The organism is Cytobacillus sp. Bva_UNVM-123, from assembly GCF_046351715.2.
In the GTDB taxonomy this organism is placed as follows: Bacteria; Bacillota; Bacilli; order Bacillales; family Cytobacillaceae; genus Cytobacillus.
The window spans coordinates 3643001-3667109 of sequence record NZ_CM177772.1; the positions used below are offsets into that span (position 1 = coordinate 3643001).

General features: G+C 36.7%; 21 protein-coding genes and 1 riboswitch. Of the genes, 2 read left to right on the forward strand and 19 right to left on the reverse strand.

The genetic code is table 11. The annotated features are described in order from the left end of the window. Nucleotides 1-87: 87 nt before the first annotated feature. Nucleotides 88-312 (reverse strand): helix-turn-helix domain-containing protein, encoded by a 225-nt coding sequence (locus KDN24_RS18680; protein ID WP_057771856.1) that lies wholly within the window; start codon nucleotides 310-312, stop codon nucleotides 88-90. 339 nt (nucleotides 313-651) lie between these two features. Between KDN24_RS18680 and KDN24_RS18685 the strand changes: the two genes are divergently transcribed. Beyond that, a complete protein-coding gene (locus KDN24_RS18685; protein ID WP_409971997.1) occupies nucleotides 652-2349 on the forward strand; it encodes a methyl-accepting chemotaxis protein in 1698 nt (565 codons plus the stop codon). A 154-nt stretch (nucleotides 2350-2503) separates the two neighbouring features. Here KDN24_RS18685 and KDN24_RS18690 read toward each other — a convergent pair whose 3' ends face one another. The 5 genes from KDN24_RS18690 to KDN24_RS18710 all read right to left on the reverse strand — a co-directional run bounded on the left by KDN24_RS18690 (nucleotide 2504) and on the right by KDN24_RS18710 (nucleotide 7815). Continuing rightward, nucleotides 2504-2968 (reverse strand): acyl-CoA thioesterase, encoded by a 465-nt coding sequence (locus tag KDN24_RS18690; protein WP_409971998.1) that lies wholly within the window; start codon nucleotides 2966-2968, stop codon nucleotides 2504-2506. Between the two features lie 185 nt (nucleotides 2969-3153). Next, nucleotides 3154-4508 (reverse strand): IS3 family transposase gene (locus tag KDN24_RS18695; protein WP_491348108.1). Its coding sequence is split into 2 segments (ribosomal slippage): nucleotides 3154-4055 and nucleotides 4055-4508, totalling 1356 coding nucleotides; the frame shifts between segments, so codons are not numbered across the junction. Between the two features lie 83 nt (nucleotides 4509-4591). Continuing rightward, nucleotides 4592-5353: a succinate dehydrogenase iron-sulfur subunit gene (gene sdhB, locus KDN24_RS18700; RefSeq protein ID WP_409972812.1), complete on the reverse strand. Its 762-nt coding sequence runs from the start codon at nucleotides 5351-5353 to the stop codon at nucleotides 4592-4594. A 19-nt stretch (nucleotides 5354-5372) separates the two neighbouring features. Beyond that, nucleotides 5373-7124, reverse strand: a complete 1752-nt coding sequence (gene sdhA, locus KDN24_RS18705) for a succinate dehydrogenase flavoprotein subunit (protein WP_409972813.1) — start codon at nucleotides 7122-7124, stop codon at nucleotides 5373-5375. A gap of 82 nt (nucleotides 7125-7206) precedes the next feature. After that, nucleotides 7207-7815 carry a succinate dehydrogenase cytochrome b558 subunit gene (locus KDN24_RS18710; protein WP_409972814.1) on the reverse strand — a complete coding sequence of 203 codons (609 nt, stop codon included), beginning with the start codon at nucleotides 7813-7815 and terminating at the stop codon, nucleotides 7207-7209. Nucleotides 7816-8204: 389 nt separating this feature from the next. Here KDN24_RS18710 and KDN24_RS18715 point away from each other — a divergent pair, with 389 nt between their 5' ends. Further along, on the forward strand, nucleotides 8205-8663 hold the full coding sequence (locus tag KDN24_RS18715; RefSeq protein WP_409972815.1) for a YslB family protein: 459 nt from the start codon (nucleotides 8205-8207) through the stop codon (nucleotides 8661-8663). Nucleotides 8664-8746: 83 nt separating this feature from the next. Here KDN24_RS18715 and KDN24_RS18720 read toward each other — a convergent pair whose 3' ends face one another. From KDN24_RS18720 to zapA, 13 genes are all read right to left on the reverse strand, one after another. After that, nucleotides 8747-9976: an aspartate kinase gene (locus tag KDN24_RS18720; protein ID WP_409972816.1), complete on the reverse strand. Its 1230-nt coding sequence runs from the start codon at nucleotides 9974-9976 to the stop codon at nucleotides 8747-8749. Nucleotides 9977-10089: 113 nt separating this feature from the next. Continuing rightward, a riboswitch (Lysine riboswitch) is annotated at nucleotides 10090-10271 on the reverse strand. A 99-nt stretch (nucleotides 10272-10370) separates the two neighbouring features. Further along, nucleotides 10371-12143 carry an excinuclease ABC subunit UvrC gene (gene uvrC, locus KDN24_RS18725; protein WP_409972817.1) on the reverse strand — a complete coding sequence of 591 codons (1773 nt, stop codon included), beginning with the start codon at nucleotides 12141-12143 and terminating at the stop codon, nucleotides 10371-10373. Between the two features lie 390 nt (nucleotides 12144-12533). Beyond that, complete coding sequence (trxA, locus tag KDN24_RS18730; protein WP_409972818.1) at nucleotides 12534-12848, reverse strand: thioredoxin; 315 nt, start codon at nucleotides 12846-12848, stop codon at nucleotides 12534-12536. A gap of 165 nt (nucleotides 12849-13013) precedes the next feature. After that, the gene (locus KDN24_RS18735) at nucleotides 13014-13991 is read right to left on the reverse strand and encodes an electron transfer flavoprotein subunit alpha/FixB family protein (protein WP_409972819.1); all 978 of its coding nucleotides are present in this window, start codon (nucleotides 13989-13991) and stop codon (nucleotides 13014-13016) included. 47 nt (nucleotides 13992-14038) lie between these two features. Then, nucleotides 14039-14812: an electron transfer flavoprotein subunit beta/FixA family protein gene (locus KDN24_RS18740; RefSeq protein ID WP_409972820.1), complete on the reverse strand. Its 774-nt coding sequence runs from the start codon at nucleotides 14810-14812 to the stop codon at nucleotides 14039-14041. Between the two features lie 158 nt (nucleotides 14813-14970). Continuing rightward, nucleotides 14971-15744 carry an enoyl-CoA hydratase gene (locus KDN24_RS18745; protein WP_409972821.1) on the reverse strand — a complete coding sequence of 258 codons (774 nt, stop codon included), beginning with the start codon at nucleotides 15742-15744 and terminating at the stop codon, nucleotides 14971-14973. 24 nt (nucleotides 15745-15768) lie between these two features. Beyond that, the gene (gene fadR / locus KDN24_RS18750) at nucleotides 15769-16356 is read right to left on the reverse strand and encodes a fatty acid metabolism transcriptional regulator FadR (RefSeq protein WP_409972822.1); all 588 of its coding nucleotides are present in this window, start codon (nucleotides 16354-16356) and stop codon (nucleotides 15769-15771) included. Nucleotides 16357-16610: 254 nt separating this feature from the next. Further along, a complete protein-coding gene (locus tag KDN24_RS18755) occupies nucleotides 16611-18317 on the reverse strand; it encodes a long-chain-fatty-acid--CoA ligase (RefSeq protein WP_409972823.1) in 1707 nt (568 codons plus the stop codon). A gap of 306 nt (nucleotides 18318-18623) precedes the next feature. Beyond that, entirely contained in the window at nucleotides 18624-19031 is a 408-nt protein-coding gene (locus KDN24_RS18760) for a DUF350 domain-containing protein (RefSeq protein ID WP_409972824.1), read from the reverse strand. A gap of 55 nt (nucleotides 19032-19086) precedes the next feature. Beyond that, a complete protein-coding gene (locus tag KDN24_RS18765) occupies nucleotides 19087-21438 on the reverse strand; it encodes an endonuclease MutS2 (protein WP_491348109.1) in 2352 nt (783 codons plus the stop codon). Between the two features lie 55 nt (nucleotides 21439-21493). Continuing rightward, nucleotides 21494-23206, reverse strand: coding sequence for a DNA polymerase/3'-5' exonuclease PolX (gene polX, locus KDN24_RS18770; RefSeq protein WP_409972825.1), 1713 nt, complete (start codon nucleotides 23204-23206; stop codon nucleotides 21494-21496). Nucleotides 23207-23293: 87 nt separating this feature from the next. Then, nucleotides 23294-23836 carry a CvpA family protein gene (locus tag KDN24_RS18775; protein ID WP_409972826.1) on the reverse strand — a complete coding sequence of 181 codons (543 nt, stop codon included), beginning with the start codon at nucleotides 23834-23836 and terminating at the stop codon, nucleotides 23294-23296. Nucleotides 23837-23843: 7 nt separating this feature from the next. Then, entirely contained in the window at nucleotides 23844-24107 is a 264-nt protein-coding gene (gene zapA / locus KDN24_RS18780; RefSeq protein ID WP_409972827.1) for a cell division protein ZapA, read from the reverse strand. Between the last annotated feature and the right edge of the window lie 2 nt (nucleotides 24108-24109).

Consider the following 24109-nt stretch of genomic DNA (forward strand, 5'->3'; position numbering starts at 1 on the left):
CAAATTTCAAGGTTGAAATGTAGTTTAATAAAAAAAGTGATTAAAATAGTTTAAACCGGCATCCCCAAGAAGGATTGCCGGTCTTAGTTAAAGTTCTAGCTCTCCCATTCGAAGGAGCTCTACAACAGCTTGTGATCGCCCCTTTACACCAAGCTTTTGCATGGCATTTGAAATGTGGTTCCGAACTGTTTTTTCGCTTATAAACAATTCACCAGCGATTTCTCTTGTTGTTTTGTCTTGTACTAACAGTTCAAATACTTCTCTTTCTCGTTTGGTGAGTAACGGCTTATGAGTAAATTCGTTCTCCTTCAAGTATTATAACCCTCCTTGCCTTTCGCCAGCTATGAACCGCGGGGTGGGTATATATTTAGTCACCATATCATATGTCAAGTTAATATCCGAAGTGACAGCATTTCCTTTATGGAGAAAGAAATAGTTGCGATATCCATTATGATCATTAAACTCTTTTTGGCCTTTCATCTTCTGTTTGGAAAAAAATGTATCAAATCTACATTCTCCTCTATCCTGTTGTCATAAATTTCCTTGATTTTTTTGCTAATATTCAATCAAAGGGGATCCTTTGTCCACCGATATTATAAATGAAACATCTTACAAACAAAAATATTACATCAGGGATGGAGAGAGTGCTTAATGAGGATATCAATTTCCAAGAAGCTTTCATTTTTTGTTACGTTATTACTTATCTTTATGATTGTCGTAGGTTTTTTGGGTATAAATGGAATGCAGAAAATTAATAAAGAAAATAAACAATTAGGGGATAAATGGATTCCTGCCATTCAGGAAATCGCAGGTATTAATTTTTACATACAGAGGATAAATTCATTACAGGCTCACTATTTACTTGCGCAAAATAGTAAAGATAAAGATTCCTTTAAAACAGAAATTACCAATATAGAGAGTGGGCTTAATGAGCAACTAAAACTTTATGAAAATAACATTTCGAATGAAAAACAAAAAGCAGTATTTATTGAAATGAAAAATGCATTATCATCTTATTTGGACATGCATACAGACTTTATGAAAGCTGCTTCGCTAAACGATCAAGAGCAAGCTCTAGTCCTATTAGAAAAAAGCAGAGAATTGTATAAGAACTTAGATGGAAAACTATACAATGTTGTTTTAGAAAATAATAAAAATGCTGATGATTCAATTGAACAGAGTTTGTTTATCTTTTCTCAAGGTAGGACCATATCACTTGTCGTGATGGCATTTTCAGTCCTTATTAGTGCACTTTGTGTCTTTTACTTGTTTAGACTAATTGCACAGCCGCTAAAAAAATTAAGCAATGTTGCCAAAGAGGTCGCTGAGGGAAATTTAGTACAAACGATTACAGTTAAATCTAATGATGAAATTGGAGAACTAGCCTCTTCCTTACAAACGATGTGTAATAATTTACGCTCTTTAATTACAAATATTAATAAAGAATCTGAGGAAATTGTTTCCTTCGCAAATCATTTTACAATAACGGCAGAGGAGTCGAGTGATGGTCAAAAACAAGTTGCGATCACAATGAATGAATTAGCAAAAGGGGCAGAGGAGCAAGCACACAGCACCACCTCCCTTTCTGAAATGATCAGGGACTTTACTCATGCCATTACGATTTCAAATAAAAATGGTGAAGTATTAAGCGATGAGGCTAAAGGAATTCGTAAATTAACGGAAAGCGGCTTTAATCAAATGATGGAAACAACTGTCCAAATGGACACGATCTATTCCGTCGTCCAAAAATCAGTCGAAAGAGTAGAAAGCTTAAATGAAAGCTATCAAGAAGTATCCAAATTAGTTCTCTCCATTCAATCGATATCAGAGCAAACAAATTTACTTGCTCTAAATGCTGCAATCGAAGCTGCAAGAGCTGGTGAACATGGCAAAGGTTTTTCAGTTGTTGCTAGTGAAGTACGGAAGCTTTCTGAGCAAGTTGCCCAATCAGTTTTAGAGATCAATGAGATAACACAGGAAATTCAGTCAAGCTCATTAGAAGTAACGAAATTACTCGAGAATAGCTACAATAAAGTAGAAAATGGCAATGAAAAGATTAAAGAAACGAGTAATACATTCCAACATATTAATCAATCGATTGCGAATATTCAAGAGAAAATTAATGAAAGTGCAGGAGAGTTATCACTTATTTCTCAATCAGCAGCACAAATTAATACGTCAATTGAAAGCATCGCAGCCATATCAGAGGAATCCTCCGCTGGAATTGAAGAAACTGCAGCCATTACAGAGCAATCATCAACAGCGATGGGACGCATTAACAATGATTCACGTAATCTAGTCGCTTTAGCAGAGCGATTAATGACAACCATCTCGAAATTTAGATTATAATACAGAAAAGCGCAAGCGCCTTGGTCAGCGACGTACGAACTAGAGACAGTTCCCTAACAATAAAGGCCTATTCTGATAAATTATAAGAACGAATGGATGAAGTTTGTTAGTTCCCACTTCATCCATTCGTTTTTTATTCAGTCTTTAATGATGACTACGCATTTATGATTTCCCCATTTTGAAGCAATGCTCTCATTTCTTCCGTCCATGGCACCCCTTTTCCAGTCTTTTTGGACATTTGTACAATCGTTCCTCTTCCTGTAAAACAAACGGTCCCATCCTTTTTCTTACCTAAATAATGAAGATCAACTGATGTTGTTCCAATTGAATTTGCCTTAACATAAATATCAATTTTTTCATCAAAAAAAGCTTGTTGCATAAAATCACATTGGAGATCTGCAACAACTGGGATGGTCTCACTTTCCTTTTCTAACCATGTTTGAATGAATCCCTTATGTTTAAAAAATTCAATTCTGGCAAGCTCAAAATAAGTAAACGGAACCGTATTATTTAAATGCCCAAACATATCTGTTTCAGAAAAACGCACGGTAATGCTATAACAAAATTGAAACTCATTCTCCCAAGCTGAAAAATTATCTATATAATTTATTTTCGCCATGTTTTTTCCTCCTTACTTTAAAATGAATGATTATTCATTCAAGTTTAAATTATAAATTATTTCAGAATAAATGAAAAGCCTATATACATAAGATTGCTTCTGCACGTTTTTCTCGCCTCCTAAATATAAAAAAACCCTTCTCCAATTTTTGAAGTGACCCCTAAAAGTTAGACACGGTTATTTCATCAGGCAGCTTGAGTAAAATGAGTTCGGTATTGCACCGGACTCATTTTTAATTTTGCCTTTATTCGTTTCGTATTATAGTAATTGATATATTTTTCTAATTCTAATTTAAAATGTTCTACACTTTCAAATTCCTTTAAGTAGAGGAATTCCGACTTCATAATACCAAAGAAATTCTCTATTACCGAGTTGTCGTAACAGTTGCCTTTACGAGACATGCTTTGCACAATGCCCCTGGACTTAAGCGCATGCCGGTATTGATTCATTTGATAATGCCAGCCTTGATCTGAATGCATTAGTAGCTGATGATCCTCTGGTAAGCGCTCTAAAGCTTTCACCAACATATCTGATACAAGTGAATACGTTGGTCTAGAGCCAATTGTATAAGTAATAATTTCTCTATTAAATAAGTCTAAAATAGGAGATAAATAGAGTTTCTCGCCGAATAATTTAAATTCCGTAATGTCTGTTACCCACTTTTCATTTGGGACATTTGCGGTAAAATTACGGTCTAAAATATTAGGCGCAATTTTACCAACTGTACCTTTGTATGATTTATATTTTTTCATACGCACTAAACACTTTAAACCTAACTCTTTCATGATACGTTGAACCTTCTTATGATTTACTTTTTGTCCACGATTCGCTAGCTCATCACGAATACGACGGTACCCATAACGACCTTCATGTTCTTCATAAATCGCTTTGATTTCCACTTTCAAATCGGCATCTGGGTCTGGTTGATTCATTCGCTTCACTAAATCATAATACGTGCTACGTGGAATGCCAGCGAGTTTTACAAGTGCTTTCACCGAATATTTATGCCTTAATTCATAGACTACTTGTGCTTTGTCTTGTTTGGTGATTTTCCCTTGTTTTGAACTAAGGCATTCAACTTTTTTAAATACTCATTTTCCATTTCTAGCTGTTTAATACGTGCTTCAAGTGCTTCGGTAGACCCTTTGACCGGTGCTGGTTTAGGTTGTTGATTGGATTCCTTTTTCATGGATGGACGCCCCTTTTTCTTTGATTGAAGGGCATCTAATCCTTGTGTTTCAAATAGATTTCTCCAAACAACAATGGTTGAAGGGGCAGGGATCTTAAAAATCGCTGCTGTTTCATTTAAGGACGTACCATGTTCAATCATGTAATTTAGTACGTCTAGTTTATACTGTTGTGTGTAATTTGTACAAGGTTTAATAAAGGCTTCAACACCATTGTATTCGTATTGTTTGACCCATTTAAGGATAGCTTTATGATCAGTCCCGAACGATTTCGCTAGTTCATTTGAACTCTCATTTCCATTTAAATATCGCTCAACTGCTTGTAATTTATCTTCTGCAGTAAATTTAGCCATAGAAAAACTGCACCTCCAATTGTTAGATGGTGTCTAACAATTGGGGTGCAGTTCATTTTTGAAAAAAGGGTTTTTACTATTAATTACACATTGTCGCTTCCAAAAAAGTTTTTGAAAGATTGCAGTGTTGCAGCACGGTTAACTGCAGCAATGGATGTGGTAATCGGAATTCCTTTCGGACATGATTGCACACAGTTTTGTGAGTTCCCACAGCCTGTTAAGCCACCATCTTCCATAAATGCATTTAATCGCTCAGCTTTATTCATTTCACCTGTTGGATGAGCATTGAATAGGCGAACCTGGTTAAAGACAGCAGGTCCCATAAAGTTTGTTTTACTATTAACGTTTGGACATGCTTCTAAACATACACCACATGTCATACATTTTGATAATTCGTAAGCCCATTGGCGCTTAGGCTCAGGCATGCGTGGACCTGGTCCAAGGTCATATGTTCCATCAATCGGAATCCATGCTTTTACCTTTTTCAAGGAATCAAACATTCTGCTTCGATCAATCTGAAGGTCACGAATTACTGGAAATGTAGTCATTGGTGCTAAACGAATTGGCTGCTCTAATTGATCAACAAGTGCTGAACATGATTGACGTGGTTTTCCATTAATAACCATCGAACATGCTCCACATACTTCCTCTAGACAGTTCATATCCCACGCAACTGGAGTCGTTTTCTCACCTTTAACATTAACTGGATTACGGCGAATTTCCATTAACGCTGAAATAACGTTAAGGTTCGGACGATACTCTACATCGAACTCTTCATGATAGGGCGCAGAATCTGGATTGTCTTGACGAGTTATAATAAAGCGAATTGATTTTTTGTCACTCATCACTTACTCTCCCCTTCTCTTAATGTTTTTTTGTATAGTCACGTTCACGTGGTTTTAATAAAGAAATATCTACATCTTCATAATGGAATGCAGGAGCAGTATCTTCCCCAGTGAATTTTGCCATTGTTGTTTTTAAGAACTCTTCATCATTACGCTTAGGAAAATCTGGCTTGTAATGAGCACCGCGGCTTTCATTACGGTTGTAAGCACCAATCGTAATAACACGTGCTAAATGAAGCATGTTTTTCAATTGACGTGTAAAGGCAGCACCTTGATTGCTCCATTTCGCCGTATCGTTAATATTAATGTTTTTAAAGCGTTCCATTAATTCAACAATTTTTTCATCTGTTTTTAATAATCTATCATTGTAACGAACGACCGTTACGTTATCTGTCATCCATTCACCAAGCTCTTTATGAAGAACATACGCATTTTCTGTTCCATCTAAAGACATAATTTCATTCCATTTTCCTTCTTGCTCTTGAATAGCACGCTCAAATACAGAGGAAGAAATCGCATCAGAGCTCTTTTCTAATCCATCGATATAATTAACTGCATTTGGTCCAGCAACCATACCACCATAAATGGCGGATAATAATGAGTTAGCACCTAAACGGTTTGCCCCGTGCTGTGAATAATCACATTCTCCAGCTGCGAACAATCCTGGAATGCTAGTTTGTTGATTAAAGTCAACCCAAAGCCCACCCATTGAATAGTGAACAGCTGGGAAAATTTTCATCGGAACTTTATGAGGATCCTCACCCATAAATTTCTCATAAATTTCAATAATTCCACCAAGTTTAACATCAAGTTCATGTGGATCTTTATGGGATAGATCCAAGTAGACCATGTTCTCACCGTTAATGCCTAGCTTCATATCTACACAAACATTAAAAATCTCACGTGTAGCAATATCACGTGGCACTAAGTTTCCATATGCAGGGTATCTTTCCTCAAGGAAGTACCATGGTTTACCATCTTTATAAGTCCAAACACGACCACCTTCACCGCGAGCTGATTCACTCATTAGACGAAGCTTGTCATCACCAGGAATCGCTGTTGGGTGAATTTGAATAAACTCACCATTTGCATAATGTGCACCTTGCTGATACACGATGGAAGCAGCTGAACCAGTATTAATAACAGAGTTTGTTGATTTCCCGAAAATAATTCCAGGTCCACCTGTTGCCATAATAACAGCATCTGCAGCAAATGATTGAATTTCCATTGATGTTAAGTTCTGGGCAACAATCCCTCGGCAAATCCCATCATCATCTGTAATAACGCCTAAGAATTCCCAGCCTTCATATTTCGTTACTAATCCTGCCACTTCATGTCTGCGAACTTGCTCGTCCAACGCATAAAGAAGCTGCTGACCAGTAGTAGCACCAGCAAACGCAGTACGGTGATGTTGTGTGCCACCGAAGCGACGGAAATCAAGTAAGCCTTCTGGTGTACGGTTAAACATGACACCCATACGGTCAAACAAATGAATAATTCCTGGTGCAGCTTCACACATCGCTTTAACTGGAGGTTGGTTCGCTAAAAAGTCTCCTCCATAAATCGTATCATCAAAATGGATCCAAGGAGAATCTCCTTCACCCTTTGTATTTACAGCTCCGTTAATACCACCTTGGGCACAAACAGAGTGAGAACGCTTAACAGGTACTAATGAAAACAGCTCTACCGGAACGTTAGCTTCAGCCGCTTTAATGGTTGCCATTAGGCCCGCAAGACCGCCGCCGACAACGATAATTTTACCTTTACTCAATGTGACTCACTCCCTTTAATCCTAAGTACAACATTCATAATAAACACGTCGATAATGATCTAGAGCTTATATTAATAACGACTTATACAAAAGCAAAAATGGCACGAAGACCAACGATTGAAAGTAGAACAAAGATTCCCATCGTTACATACGTTGAAATAACTTGTGAACGAGGAGATAATGTAATTCCCCAAGTTACACAGAAAGACCATAAACCATTCGAAAAATGGAATATTGTTGAGATTACACCGACAATATAAAATACAAGCATAAATGGACTTGAAAGAATATCACTCATCATTTGATAACTTACATCTGCTCCCATTGCTGCCTGAATTCGAGTTTGCCAAACATGCCATGAAACAAAAATAAGCGTAATTACGCCAGTAAAACGTTGAAGAAAAAACATCCAGTTGCGGTAAAAACTGAACTTACTTACATTGTTTTTTGCTGTGAAAGCAATGTACAGACCATAAATAGCATGAAATAATAAAGGCAAAAAAATGATAAATATTTCTAAGATAATTTTGAATGGAAGATTTTCCATAAAGCCTACCGCTTTATTAAATGACTCTTCTCCCCCTGTTGCAAAATGATTGATTACAAGGTGTTGAATTAAAAAAATCCCTACCGGAATAACACCAAGCAATGAATGCAATTTGCGATTGAAAAACTCTCGATTACCCGCCATGATTTACCCCCCTATTTTTTGAAAAAGGCATTAAGGATTAGCTGTCCATTAATGAAGAACAAATATGTATGCGAACAGTCAACCTTAACTTAGCAAAAAAGTTGATCACTTTCTTACAATTATGTGACATGTTCATTTTACCCCCAACATGTTGGAGCGTCAAGGAAACGATTACATTAAATAATCTTCATAAAAAATTTTTTCATAGTATATTACTATTACATTTTTTCGAAGCAAAGTAATAACAACACGAAATTATTCTAAAGCAATGAATATATTAAAATAACATTTTTTTCATGTTACGAAAACACTTCTTTTTCATTATCACATAACTAATTCTTCTCAAAATTGTATATAATAGAAGAACAATAGAAAGAGGGGAATAAAGGTTGAGCGAAACGACAGCAGAAATCATTTTAACAGATAACAAGGACGAAACCATTTCAACTTTCGGCTATGAACTAATTCGTGAAGTTTTATTACTTGAATTACTTGGAGATGATGCACCTGAGATTTTATATTGGGCTGGAAAAAAACTTGCCCGTAAATTTCCTCAAGATACGATAGAAATGACAATTGATTTTTTTCAGCAAGCATCTTGGGGAAGTCTTACCTTAAATAAACAAACAAAAAATGAAATGGAATTAGAGTTATTTAGCCCTTTAATAAAGGAGCGTTGTGAACAAAATAAAAATTGCACCTTTCAGCTAGAAGCAGGCTTTATTGCACAACAAATCGAAAATCAAAAAGGTGTGATTTGTGAAGCCTTTGAGCATCCGAAAAAGAAAAAAGGAAAAGTGCAGTTCACTGTAAAATGGGATAATAAAGATACGATAACGTCTGAGTAATGTTCTATTATCCGAATAAAAAGCTTTCAAAATTCTTCTTTTGAAAGCTTTTCTTCATTTCTATATAAGGAAGCGATAAAGTGTCACGCTTCCACTTGTAGCTTTGCTAGTTCAAAAGCATCATGTAGCGATTTAACTGCCTGAATCATTTTTTCTTGTTCAATTACAGTAGAAACTTTAATTTCGGAAGTACTTACCATCTTTACGGAAATATGATGGGCAGCTAATACGGCGAACATTTCAGCTGCAACCCCTGGATTCGAAACCATTCCCGAACCAACAATCGAAACTTTCGCAAGCTTTGATTCAGTTTCAATTTGTTCATAGTTTAATTTATGCTTGCTGTTTTCCAATACTTTCACTGTTGCATCAAGATCTTCATTTTTGATTGAAAAAGAAAGATTCGTTGTTTGTTCGGCTGTAGTACTTTGAATGATAATGTCTACATTAATTTGATTTTTCGCAAGCTCTGAAAAGATAACCGAAAGGCCTGTTAATGAATCAGGCAGGCCTAGAACAGTCACTCTCGTTATATCGCTTTCGAAAGCTACTCCACGCACAACTAAATTTTGTTCCACCTTTACTTCCTCCTCAATTATCGTTCCAGACTCTTTTTCTATACTGGAACGAACCTCTAACTGGATATGATAGTTTTTAGCAAACTCAACAGCTCTCGGATGAAGAACTCCTGCACCTAAATGAGCAAGCTCAAGCATTTCATCATATGAAACTGCCAAAAGTTTTCTAGCATCCTTTACATATCGTGGGTCAGTCGTGTATACGCCAGTAACATCTGTATAAATTTCACATTTCTCAGCTTTTAAGGCTGCTGCTAAAGCAACGGCTGTTGTATCAGAGCCGCCGCGTCCTAATGTGGAGATGGAACCGTCCTCAGTAATTCCTTGAAAACCGGCAACAACAACAATTTTTCCATCATTCAATTCTCTTGTTACTCTGTTTGTATCAACAGCAATAATTCTTGCGTTACCGTGGACTGGTTCTGTCTTGATTCCTGCCTGCCAGCCAGTTAGAGAAACAGCCGGATAGCCTTTTTCAGTTAACGCCATCGCTAATAAGGAAATGGTTATTTGTTCACCTGTAGTTAATAGCATGTCCATTTCACGTTTGCTCGGATTTGCAGAAATTCCTTTTGCTAAATCAACAAGTTGATCTGTCGATTTTCCCATTGCTGAGACAACAACAATTACATCATTTCCTTTATCTTTCTCCTCCATAATTCGCTTTGCAACATTTTGAATTTTTTCTGCATTTCCTACAGAGGTTCCCCCATATTTCTGAACAATTAATGCCACAGTTTCCCTTCTTTCTAAATGATTTATCAATGAGGAAAGATTCCTGTACAACAAAAAAACAGCAATGAGGCTATCTCATTGCTGTGCTTAAAAACGTATTAAAAATACGCACACAGTGAGATAGCTCTCCAAGACAGTGTTTTGTCTTGACAATCCTACATTTATTAAATGCAAGACCAGCAAAGAAAGTGATGAGACTTTCCCCACTTCGGCAAACTTTCCCTTTCAAAGCTTTTCATTGAAGCTCATTCTTCTCCAAGCTTTTACTATTGAAGTTTGCACCTCTACCTTCACTTTTAGATCGGAAGTCCAAAATAGGATGGACAACACTTTATTTCTCTAAAGTGTATTTAATTTTCAGCAATTATAGCATATTGTTATTTTTCCAACAATACTATTCTTGCAATTTTTTAATTAATGCATCCGCAACTCTTTCAGGCAGTCCAATATCCCTAAACTCCTGAAGCGTGGCCTCTTTCATTTTCTTGACGGAGCCAAAAGTTTTTAGCAATTGTTTTTTCCGCTTTTCACCAATCCCAGAGATATCATCAAGAACAGACTGAAAAGCATTTTTTCCACGCAGCTCACGGTGGAAAGTAATGGCAAAGCGGTGAACCTCATCTTGAATTCTTTGTAGTAGATAGAACTCTTGGCTATTCCGGGCAAGCTGAATGATTTCTAAAGGGTTTCCATATAATAGCTGTGATGTGCGGTGCTTTTCATCCTTAACGAGTCCAGAAATGGGGATATCGAGATTTAATTCATTTTCAAGCACATCTCGGACCGCCTCTACATGTCCCTTTCCGCCATCAATAATAATGAGATCAGCAAGTGGCAAATCTTCTTTAAGAACACGTGTATATCTTCTTCGCACAACTTCCCTCATTGAATCATAATCATCAGGACCTTGAACAGACTTAATTTTATACTTCCGGTACTCTTTTCTTTCGGCCTTTCCATCAATAAAGACAACCATTGCTGATACTGGATCTGTTCCTTGTATATTAGAATTATCGAAAGCTTCAATCCGGTGAGGGGTATAAATTCCCATCTGTTTCCCTAAATTTTCAACTGCCTTAATCGTTCGCTCCTCATCTCGTTCAATAAGAGAAAACTTCTCTTGCAAAGCAATTTTCGCATTTTTCGTTGCAAGCTGAACGAGATCCTTTTTCTGACCACGCTGAGGCTTTAACACTTTTACTTTTAAAAGCTCCTCTGCCATTTCAGCACTTATTGAATTTGGCACGAGGATTTCGCGTGGCTTAAAATGGTTTGTTTTCGTATAGAATTGACCTAAGAACGTTAGCATTTCCTCATCCGGTTCATTATAGATTGGAAAAATAGATACATCCCGTTCAATTAGTTTACCTTGCCTAATAAAGAAAACTTGAACACACATCCATCCTTTATCAAACGCAAACCCGAACACATCTCGATCTGTAAAGTCGGTTGTCGTAATTTTTTGTTTTTCCATTGTCGTTTCTATATGGGCTATTTTATCGCGGTATTCTTTTGCTCTTTCAAAATCAAGTTCCTCAGCTGCTGCTGTCATTTTTTCTACTAGTTCTTTTTTTATATCTTTATATCCACCATTAAGAAAGTGAATGATCTCATCGATATTTTTTTTATATACATCTTCACTTACATCTTGAATACAAGGTCCAAGACATTGACCTAAATGATAATATAGACATGCTCGACTTGGTAAATTTGTACATTTCCTTAATGGGTACATACGGTCTAGTAGTTTTTTTGTTTCATTTGCTGCTTGTACATTTGGATACGGACCGAAATATTTTCCTTTATCTTTCTTTACTTTTCTTGTTGTAATAAGACGCGGATGTCTTTCAGCTGTTATTTTAATAAACGGGTAACTTTTATCATCCTTCAGCATGACATTATATTTCGGATCGTGCTTTTTAATTAAATTCATTTCAAGAATCAATGCTTCCATATTGGAGGAAGTGACAATATATTCAAAGTCTTCAATTTCATTTACTAGCCTTAATGTTTTTCCATCATGTGAGCCGGTAAAATAAGACCTAACCCTATTTTTTAAAATTTTTGCCTTCCCAACATAAATAATGGTTCCTTGTCGATCCTTCATTAAATAACAGCCAGGTTGGTCCGGCAAAAGAAGAAGTTTATTTTTAATTATATCGTTCATTAATCGTTCACCTCCGTGCCTCAGCCTTTTGTTGTCTAGTTAAGCCCGAGCTTAAAATCTTACTATATTCCATCTTTAAAGGAAAGCACAACCAGCTCGCCTTATGCTTGAGGCCCACAAGATGTGGGTCATGCAGACGTTGCCACAGGACGTGGTGATTTTAGTCTGCGTTCCTTTCTGAGCGAGCCGCCTCAGCATTTATTTATCCAGCTGCAGCGCCTAGGGGCTCGAGGTCTTAAGTCAATCTGTCAAGAAGGCTAAAGTACAGCCTTCTCGCCAGCTCGCCTTAAGCTTGTCGCCCCTGAGCGAGCCGCCTCAGCATTTAATATGATCATACAAAAATCCTCGGCCTAAATAAAGCCGAGGATTTAATAAATGAAAAAAAATTATTTATACATGTTTTGATAGCAATTCCATAAGGGCTTCTTTAGGTTGGAAGCCAACAGTTTTGTCAACAACCTCACCATCTTTAAGTACGAGTAAAGTAGGAATGCTCATAACTCCAAATTTGCCTGCTGATTCTTGGTTTTCATCGACATCAACTTTAACGATTTTCACTTTCTCTCCAAGTTCAACATCTAAATCCTCTAGTACGGGAGCGATCATTTTACAAGGACCACACCATGGAGCCCAAAAATCTACAAGAACAACCCCTGAATCAGTTTCAGTTGCAAATGTTTGATCTGTAGCGTGTGTTATAGCCATAATATATGCCTCCTAATAGTTCACTAAAATATATAACGACAGTATAGCATCGTTTATTTATTGTTGCTATTATTTTGCTTCATTTGTAATTTCCCCCGTAAACCCTACAACTATTCTTTTGCAACCTTATAAAATGAGCGGCTATACTCAGCCGCTCACATGTTATTATGCATTTACTTTCAATTTTTTAAATTCTTCTATTAGTAAAGGTACTACTTCAAATAAGTCGCCAACAATTCCGTAATCAGCCACATTGAAAATATTAGCTTCTGGATCTTTATTAATTGCCACAATTACTTTAGAATTCGACATTCCGGCAAGATGCTGAATTGCACCTGAAATGCCACATGCAATATAAAGATCTGGTGTAACGACCTTACCAGTTTGACCAATCTGCAATGAATAATCGCAATAATCTGCGTCACAAGCACCACGCGAAGCACCTACTGCTCCATTTAATACTTTCGCAAGCTCTTTCAACGGTTCAAAGCCTTCTTCACTCTTTACTCCACGACCACCTGCAATGACAACCTTCGCTTCAGAAAGGTCTACCCCTTCACTTGCCTTGCGAACAACTTCTTTAATAATTGTTCGCAAATCTTTAATCTCCACAGATAAAGCGGAGACTTCTCCCGTTCTTGACTCATCTTTTTCTAATGGGCTAATATTATTCGGACGAATAGTCGCAAAGATTAAGCCGTCTGTCACAATTTTCTTTTCAAAGGCTTTGCCAGAATAAATGGGTCTAGTAAAAACTAAATTTCCCCCAGCTTCTTCTATGCTAGTAACATCAGAAATTAAACCAGAATTTAATTTCGCAGCTATTTTTGGAGCTAAATCCTTGCCTAAAGCTGTATGTCCAATAATAAGACCATCTGGACTTTCAGTATTAATGACTGCCATCAGTGCCTGTGTATAGCCGTCAGTTGTATACTGGTTTAGTGTGTCATGTTCTACAGTAATGACACGATCCGCTCCATAATGGATTAATTCATTACTTAAGGCATTTACAGAATCACCTACTAAAACACCTACAACTTCTCCACCTTCAGCAGCTGTCTTTGCAGCTGAAATTGCTTCAAAGGAAACATTACGTAATAATCCGTCACGAATTTCTCCTAGCACTACAATTTTTTTAGCCATTTTCGGTACCCCCCGCATTATTTAAACTCTTCATTAAGATTATGCACTTAGACAACTTTTGCTTCTGTGTGAAGAAGATGAACTAATTCTTTTACTTGTGCTGCTATATCGCCTTCAAGTACTTTTCCAGCTTCTTTTTTAGGAGGAAGATATATTTCAATTGTTTTCGTTTTCGCTTCAACATCGTCCTCATCAAGGTCTAAATCATCAAGTTCTAATTCATCTAGCGGTTTCTTCTTCGCCTTCATAATCCCTGGCAATGAAGGATAACGCGGCTCATTTAATCCTTGTTGCGCTGTTACTAGCAAAGGTAATGTTGTTTCAATTACTTCGGAATCCCCTTCTACGTCACGAACAACCGTCACATTGCTTCCATCAATATCAAGCTTTGTTATCGTCGTGACGTAAGGAATATTTAAAAGCTCGGCAACACGCGGCCCAACTTGACCAGAGCCACCGTCAATCGCTACATTTCCGCCAATAATTAAATCTGCATCTTTGTCTTTTAAAAATTCAGCAAGAATTTTTGCCGTTGTAAATTGATCACCATAATCTAAATCATCTTCAGTATTAATAAGGACTGCTTTATCTGCACCCATCGCAAGTGCTGTACGTAGCTGTTTTTCTGTTTCTTCATTTCCAACAGAAACAACCGTAATTTCCCCATCATGCGCATCACGTACTTGAATGGCTTCTTCAATCGCATATTCATCATAAGGGTTTATAATAAATTCAGCACCGTCTTCACTAATTTTTCCGCCTGAAATCGAAATTTTTTCTTCCGTATCAAAGGTTCTTTTCATCAAAACAAAAATGTTCATGATTTCCCTCCTAATTTAAAAGCGATTTCGTCTTGCCAAGCCCCGACAAGCATAAGACGAGCTGACTAGAAGGTTGCTTTTTACCTTCTTGACAGATTGGCTTATGACCTCGAGGGGCTAGACGCAATCGCTGGATAATAAAAGCGATTATGTCCTATTTAGTTTCCTGTAAATTTTGGTTCTCTTTTTTCGATAAATGCTGAGATGCCTTCTTTGCCATCTTTAGAAACAAATACTTCTCCAAACAACTTAGCTTCTTTTTTCACACCGTCATAATATTTTTCTGTTTTCGCATAGTTTAATAGTTCAATAGTTGCTTTAATTGAAACAGGGCTTTTCTTTGCAATTTTTTTGGCGATTTTATAGGCATTCTCTAAAAGCTCAGTCTCGAGGTATGCGTGATTTGCTAGTCCAAATTGAACAGCTTCTAATCCTGTAATCGGTTCACTCGTAAAGAGCATTTCGGCTGCTCGTGCTGTTCCAACTAAACGCGGAAGGCGCTGTGTACCAGCAAATCCTGGAATTAATCCTAATTGCAATTCAGGTAACCCTAGTTTCGCATTTTCAGCTACTAATCTAAAATGACAAGCCATTGCAAGCTCTAATCCTCCGCCTAAAGCAGCACCGTGAATGGCAGCAATAATTGGTTTCGGAAATAACTCCATTCTTTCGAATAGATTTTGCCCATATGTTGAAAGATTCGTAAATTCACTCCCCGTATCAATGGTCGTAAATTCTTTAATATCAGCTCCAGCTGAAAAGAAGCGGCCTTCGCCATGAATTAAGATGACTCTGATTTCGTCATTTGCTTCAATTTCATTGAGCACTATCGTTAGCTCTTTCAACAGTCCTGAAGAAAGAGCATTTGCTGGAGGTCTGTCAATTGTTATTGTGGCAACCATTTCATTATATGACCATTTTAAATATTCCAAATTCCATCCCCCTTTTGCTTTTGCCTACTTTTGAGACGAACACCCTTTTAGAAGCAATTGATGAACGGGACTAGCTAATGCAGTTAAATCATACTTTTGATCATTCATTACCCACGATGTAACCGTTTCATCCATCGTGCCGAAAATCATTTGTCTTGCTAATCGAATATCAAGGGTCGGTGAAAACTCACCATTTTCTTTCCCTTCTAATAATATTTTATCAACAACAGAAAGATAGCCTTTAAGAATATCGTTAATTTTATGACGAAGTTCCTTATTCGATTGTCTAAGTTCTAACTGCGTAACAATTGCTAAGTACCGATCTTCTGACAGCATAGTAAAGTGTGTTTCTACCATCATTAATAGTTTCTCTGCGGCTGTTTCTTTTCCTGCAATCTTTTCTTCAATTTTCTCAACAAAATAACCCATTTTTTCTTGAAAGAGGGAGATGAGAATATCTTCTTTGTTTTTGAAGTATAAATAAATGGTGCCATCTGCAACTCCAGCTTGCTTTGCAATCTTTGATACTTGCGCTTGATGATAGCCATTCTCAGCAATAGCTATTACTGCAGCATCAATGATTTGACGATATTTTGGTCTGTTTCTTTTCAATCTGTTCCCTCCTTTCAAGAGCATACCTTTACTAATATAAGAAACAAAAATGAAAATGAACATGTAAATTCATTTTCATTTTCAAGCAATGAATGAATCATCATTCATATTTTTATAATAGTATCACAACTCTTTTCTGTCAAGAAAGGCTATGCAATATTTTTTGAATTTAACAACATTATGCCATTTGCCACTATATTGAGACAAGCTTTCTTTTTCAAAAATAAAGAACCCAATGAAATAGGTCTTTAAAATTAAGCCTGTTTTTCTTTTTCATCATCATTTATTTTTTTTTTGTCTTCATCAATGAGGACTCTGCGCAAAATTTTTCCGACTGCTGTTTTTGGAAGTTCATCTCTTACTTCATATACTCTTGGCACTTTAAATGCAGCCAAATGTTTTCTAGCAAATTCATTTAATTCTTGCTCTGTTACAGTCATTCCTTCTTTAAAGACGATATAGGCTTTAACTGTTTCTCCACGATAAGGATCAGGTATTCCAGCAGCAACGACTTCTTGAACGGCAGGATGCTCATACAATACTTCTTCAATTTCTCGAGGATAAATATTAAATCCACCAGCAATGATCATATCCTTTTTTCGGTCTACTACATAAAAATAACCATCTTCATCCATATAACCGAGATCCCCTGTTAATAGCCATCCATCCTTAAGTGTTTCGGACGTATCCTCAGGGCGATTCCAATATCCTTTCATTACTTGTGGACCTTTCACACCTATTTCACCAATCTCACCTGGTGGCAAAGGGTTTCCCGTTTCCATTGAGAAGATAGCTGCGTCTGTATCTGGCCATGGAACACCTATACTTCCTTTTACAGGAGGAAGATGCCAAAGAAAATTAGCATGTGTTACAGGCGATGTTTCCGTTAATCCATAACCCTCAACTAACTTTCCACCTGTTACGTTCTCAAATTTTTGTTGAACCTCAACAGGTAGAGCAGCAGATCCACTAATACATGAATCAATTGAGGATAAGTCATATTTTTTCAAATCAGGATGATTCAACAACCCAATATAAATGGATGGAGCCCCTGGAAATAAGGTTGGCCTCTGCTTTTGGATTGTTTTTAACGTTGTTTCCACATCAAATTTCGGAAGCAACACCATTTTATTTCCCTGCATAACAGATAGAATAAGTACAGTTGTCATCCCATAAACATGGAAGAATGGCAGAATTCCTAATACAACCTCTTCGCCTGGTTTCGCCTTATAAAGCCATGCGCCACACATGGTCGCGTTTGCGATAAGATTTCGATGGGTCAGCATGACTCCTTTTGGAAACCCAGTCGTACCACCCGTATATTGAAGCAATGCAAGATCCTCTTCAAAATCAAACTCAAACTCTTTTAGGTTTCTCATCGGCTGTTTCAAAATTTCAGTTAATAAATGATTATTTCCTTCATGTTTTACATTTACAACAATCCCATATTGCTTCTTCTGAATAAATGGATATACTAGGTTTTTCGGAAATGGAAGAAAATCCTTGATAGCGGTTACAATAATATGTTGCAATTCAGTCTGAGGCATCACTTTTGTTACCCGCGGAAAAAGAATATCCATCACAATAATGGCTTTTGCTCCAGAATCCTTCATCTGGAATTCAAGTTCCCTTTCCATATAAAGTGGATTCGTCTGTACGACAATCCCTCCAGCATATAAAATCCCATAGTAACTAATGACCGACTGTGGTGTGTTAGGAAGCATAATTGCAACCCTATCACCTTTTTGAATGCCTATTTCTTGTAAGTACCCCGCAAGCTTTTTGGCTGAATCATACACTTCTTTATAAGTGAATTCCTTTCCCATAAAATGAATAGCAATTTTATTAGGGTTTTCTTTTGCTACTTTTGTTAAATAATTCTGAACTGGTTGATTTTCATAATTCAAAGTTGAGGGGATTTCTTCTGGATATTTTTCGAGCCATGGCTTATTTTCTAACAATGGTTTCCCTCCTTCTTGTAAATAATATTCAGAACATTATAATTGTTCATTTTTATTATAATATAGTGACCATTTTATGACAATTAGAATAGTACTTTTCAATCAGAAAAGCGCAAGCGCCTTGGTCAGCACTCAATCAACTTCAATGATAATAATTCTGATTTCAAAAAAAATCGCCATAAAAATGGCGATTTTCTTGAAATATTTTATGTGAAAAACAGTAAATAAATTGCACCGATTAGAATAAATACCCCACAAAGAGTAAACAATACTTTCGCTAGTTTTTCCAATTCGAAAAATCACTCCTTAAGATAACCCAGCTCCAATAATAAAAGATAAGCCAATCGAAATTATCATTGAAATTAAGCCAACAGCCTTATTATTTTTTTCGATTTCCTCATCAACTTTAAATTTTGGCGTAAGAAATTCGAATATAAAATAAGCAACAAGCAATAAAATAAAGCCATATACTCCCCAGCTTATCATCGTTAACAATGTATCATTATGCATGATAGAGTGTCTAAAAATATTGGCAATTCCAAAGATCTTCCCACCAGTAGCCATTGCTACTGCCAAATTCCCCTTTTTTATTTCTTCCCAATTTTTATATTTTGTTACCAACTCAAAAACAGCGAGGAATACAACCATACAAAGAATAACAACACTAAAATAACCCGCTGTTTTCACAAATTCATTCTCCCAAAATACATTCATTTATTGCCCACCACCTATATCCCAAAATTACCCAAGAACAAATTACTACATAAAATTAAAACTCGACAATGGTCACACCTGTACCACCTTCACCTGCATCCCCATAACGAATTTTCTTTACTGAACGATGATTACGTAAATATTCCTGTACACCTTGCCTTAATGCCCCTGTACCTTTCCCATGAATAATTGAAACACGTGGATAAGCCGCAAGAAGTGCATCATCAATATATTTTTCGACCCGAAGTAATGCATTTTCATAACGCTCTCCTCGAAGGTCTAATTCAAGATTAACATGGAAGTCTTTCCCTTTAACAGTGGCAATCGGCCTTGTTTCCTTAGGTTTTGGACTCTTTATAAATTCTAAATCCTTTTCAGCGACTTTCATTTTCATGATACCTATTTGAACATGCCATTCGTGTTCAGAAGCTTTTTCAATGAGATGCCCTTTCTGATCAAAGGTAATAACTTTCACTTCATCCCCTTTTTTGAAAACATGCTTTGCTTTCATAAGGTTTGCCTTTTTCGATTTTTTCACTTTTGGTGTCGCATCTTCTAAACGTCTCTTAGCCTCAATAATTTCATGCTCTTTAATCTCGGCTGCCTTTTCAACTTGCATTTTTCTTAAATCACGGATAATTTCTTCTGCTTCCGCCTTCGCTTTTTCGATAATAACCTTAGCCTTCTCAGCTGCTTTTTCTTCTAAAGTCTCTTTTTTCTCATAATATTCGATCATTTGCTTTTGTAAATCTTTATGAAGCCTTTCAGCATTTTTTAAAAAATCATTTGCTTCCTCAAGTTCGGCTTCAGCTAATCGTTTACTTTCTTCTAACGATGCAATCATATTTTCAACCTGATTGTTATCCGCACTTATATAAGTACGGGCTGTAGAAATAACATTTTCATTCAATCCGAGTCGTTTTGATATTTCAAAAGCATTACTTCTTCCTGGAACACCTATTAAAAGCTTATAAGTTGGACTCAATGTTTCAATATTAAATTCGACACTCGCATTTACGACTCCTTCTCGATTATATCCATAGGCCTTTAATTCAGGGTAGTGGGTTGTAGCAATAACTCGTGCACCACGTTTATTAACCTCATCAAGGATTGAGATCGCTAAAGCTGCACCTTCTTGTGGATCTGTCCCAGCACCGAGCTCATCAAAAAGTACAAGACTATTAAAATCAACCTTATTAAGAATTTCTACAATATTAACCATATGTGAAGAAAATGTACTTAAGCTCTGCTCAATCGATTGTTCATCCCCGATATCTGCATATACGGCATCAAAAACGGCCACTTCAGAACCATCAAGTGCAGGAATTTGTAAACCAGCCTGTGCCATTAACGTACATAAACCAACTGTTTTTAATGTAACCGTTTTTCCACCTGTATTTGGGCCAGTAATGACTATCGTTCGAAAATCCTTGCCTAATGCAACATCATTCGCGACAACTTCATGAGCTGGAATAAGAGGATGTCTTGCTTTGAATAAAGCGATTCTTCCCTCGTTATTTACTTTCGGTTTTGAGGCTTTTATTCGCTTACTGTAGCGTGCCTTCGCAAACATGAAATCAATTTCCGCCAAAATGGCGACAATGATTTCGAGTACTTCACTCTCTTCAGCAACTCGCTCCGTTAACGCAATTAAAATTCTTTCAACTTCCTGCTGCTCTTTCACACGAATATCTTGAAGTTCATTATTTAATTGGACAATCGACTGTGGTTCAATAAATAATGTTTGACCTGATGAACTCTGATCATGGATAATTCCTCCGTAATGTCCTTTATATTCTTGTTTAACAGGAATGACAAAACGTTCATTACGAATTGTTATAATGGCATCAGAAAGCATTTTTTGTGCATTTGATGAACGAATCATACTTTCTAGTCGTTCTCTTACACGTGATTCCTTTGTCCTTAACTGATTGCGCAAAGACCGAAGTGTATCACTTGCACTATCAAGTATTTCACCATTATCATCAACAGCATTTTTTATTACTGTTTCTAAATCTGCCAATACGACAATTCGTCCCGCATAATCTACTAAAATGGGAAGATGGCTCTCTTCAACATTAAACTCTTCAATGAATCTTTTTATTTGTCTGCTTACATGGATTGTGCTTGAGATTTCATTTAGCTCATGTGGACTTAACATTCCACCTATCGTTGCCCTTTTTACATTAGGACGAATATCAAAAATTCCCCCTAATGGTACATTACCTTTTATCCGCAGTACTTTCGCTGCTTCATCTGTTTCCTCCTGCAATCGCTCAACTTCTGCAAAGTCGACAGATGGCAAAAGCGCTTCTGCTTTTCTTTTTCCTAATGAGGAAGAAACATGCTCAAGTAATTGTTCCTTCACTTTATTGAATTCAAGAACTTTAAAAATTCGTTCCTGCATGAGGATAGACCTCCTTTTCAAAATACATAAAGCCTCATAACGAAGTATTTGAAGCTTATTTTTTATGTTGTAAAAAATCGAATAATTCTTCTGTATTCAGTGCATTTATAACAGTGTCTTTCTTAATCCATCCTTTTTTAGCAACTGAAACACCAATGGACATATGATGAAGTGTCGATCTTTTATGAGCATCTGTATTAATAACGATCTTTACACCTGCCTCTTGTGCTTGGCGAATATGTTGGGCGCTTAAGTCAAGACGATTGGGATTTGCATTTAACTCCAATGCTGTATTTGTTTCCTTTGCTAGCTCAATTAACATATTGATATCCACTTCATACCCATCTCGAATGCCAATTTTTCTTCCAGTTGGATGGGCTATAATATCTACATGAGGGTTCTGTAACGCTGTTTTCAATCTTGACATTATTTTTTCTTTTGGTTGTGAAAAAGCAGAGTGAATGGAGGCAATGACGATATCCATTTCAGCAAGTAATTCATCCTCATAATCTAAAGTCCCATCAGGTAAAATATCCATTTCGACACCTGATAATATCGTAATATCATCATATCGCTCATTCAAACGTCTAATTTCTTCTTTTTGTTGCCTTAGTCTCTCTGGAGTCAGCCCATTCGCAACAGTTAAATATTGGGAGTGATCTGTTATCGCCATATACTTATATCCTTTTTCTCTACAGGCTTCAACCATGTCCTCAATTGAAGATGCACCATCACTCCATGTTGTATGCATGTGTAAGTCTCCTTGAATATCTTCAAGCGAGATTAAATCCATTTCAGGAGTGAATTCCTCCACTTCTTTCCCGTCTTCCCTCATTTCAGGAGGAATCAATGGAAGACCAAAATGAGCATAAAATGGCGCTTCAGATTCAAAGGTTATAACTTTGCCTGTTTCGATGTTTTCTACACCGTATTCACTAATTTTTTCTCCACGTTCTTTTGCTAACTGTCGCATTTTTACATTATGCTCTTTAGAACCTGTGAAATGGTGAAGTGTTGTAGCAAACTCCTGAGGCCTCACAAGGCGAAAATCTACAGATATATCATAGTTATGTTCAAGGACGATAGAAACCTTTGTTTCACCGGCAGCGATAACTTCTTTAATCCTAGGTAATTTTAGAAGCTTTTCTTTTACATGAGCAGGATTCTTTGTTGCGATAATAAAGTCAAGATCCTTTATCGTCTCACGCATTCTTCTTAAGCTCCCTGCACGGGAAAACTTCTCAATTTCCGCAATTTTTGCAAGTGCTGATTCAATCTCTTTAGCTATTGGAAGCATAAAGCTGAGTGGAAGGCGCTCTGGTCGCATTCTCGCATTTTCAAGTGCACCAAGAATTTTCTCTTCACTCTTTTTGCCAAACCCAGCAAGAGCTTGTACATTCCCCTTCAAACAAGCCTCTTTCAAATCCTTAGCATTTTCAATGCCGAGCTCTTTATACAGCTTGGCAATTTTTTTGCCACCCAGTCCTGGTAATTGAAGGAGGGGAATTAATCCTTTCGGTACTTCAACTTTCAGTTCATTCAGAACATCAGAGCTTCCTTCTTTCATAAATTCCTCAATAACTGCTGCAGTACCCTTCCCGATTCCTTGTAGCTTTGTTAAATCGGAGAGCTCAACTAATTGATCTTCAGTCGCTTCTAATGCGGCTGCTGCTTTGCGATATGCCGCTATTTTAAAAGGATTTTCTCCTTTTAACTCCATATAAATTGCGATTGTTTCCAAATGTCGAACGATATCCTTTTTACTCATATCTATCGGTAACACCGCCTAATTTTTTACTTTTGTCCATTAAATCATACCTTTTGTTAAAAAGAAAACTTCTCCATAATAGAGAAGTTATGAAGCTACATATGCGAACCACATCTCTTTTATTTTCTCAGAAAGAATTGGCGTATTATTTATTATCCCTTTTGCCATAAATGAATCATTCATTAATGATTGGAGCGAATCTATTGGTACTAGAGCAGCTATATATAATAGAATAAAAATGATAAGATAGATTTCGATAAATCCTAAAATACCACCAGCCCAAATATTTAGCTGCTTTAAAATCGGCAGGTTTGCGACAAAGTCAAGCATACTACCAATAATTTGGAGAACAATTTTTACAGCAAAAAAAATCACGACAAAGGCGATGGCGCGATAGTAGGCATCTTCAAGATTTGCATGATCAAAAATCATTTGAATAGTTGAATCATTCCCGAAATTTGGATACGGAATCCATAATGTAAGCTTTGGAGCGAGCTTTTGATAATACATATTTGCAATAATAAACGAAATAATAAATCCAGTTAAATGGATTAATTGGAGAATGAAACCTCTTTTTAAACCTACAAAAAAACCTAAAACTAAAATAAATAGTATTGCAAGATCCAGCATGACTTGTTCAGTCCTTTACTCTTTTTAATTCGTTTTCAAGCCGTTCAACTTCATCTAAAGCCTTAAGATAATCATTAACGACATTAACTGCTGTTAATACAGCTAATTTACCACTATCGAGATATGGATTCTTTGAGCTAATCTCACGCATTTTTTCATCAACCATTGAGGCTACTAGGCGAATTTGGCTTTGGCTTTCAGTGCCAATTATGATATATTGCTGTCCATAAATATCAACAGTTGTTCGTTTTTTTTGTGTATTTGCCAACATCT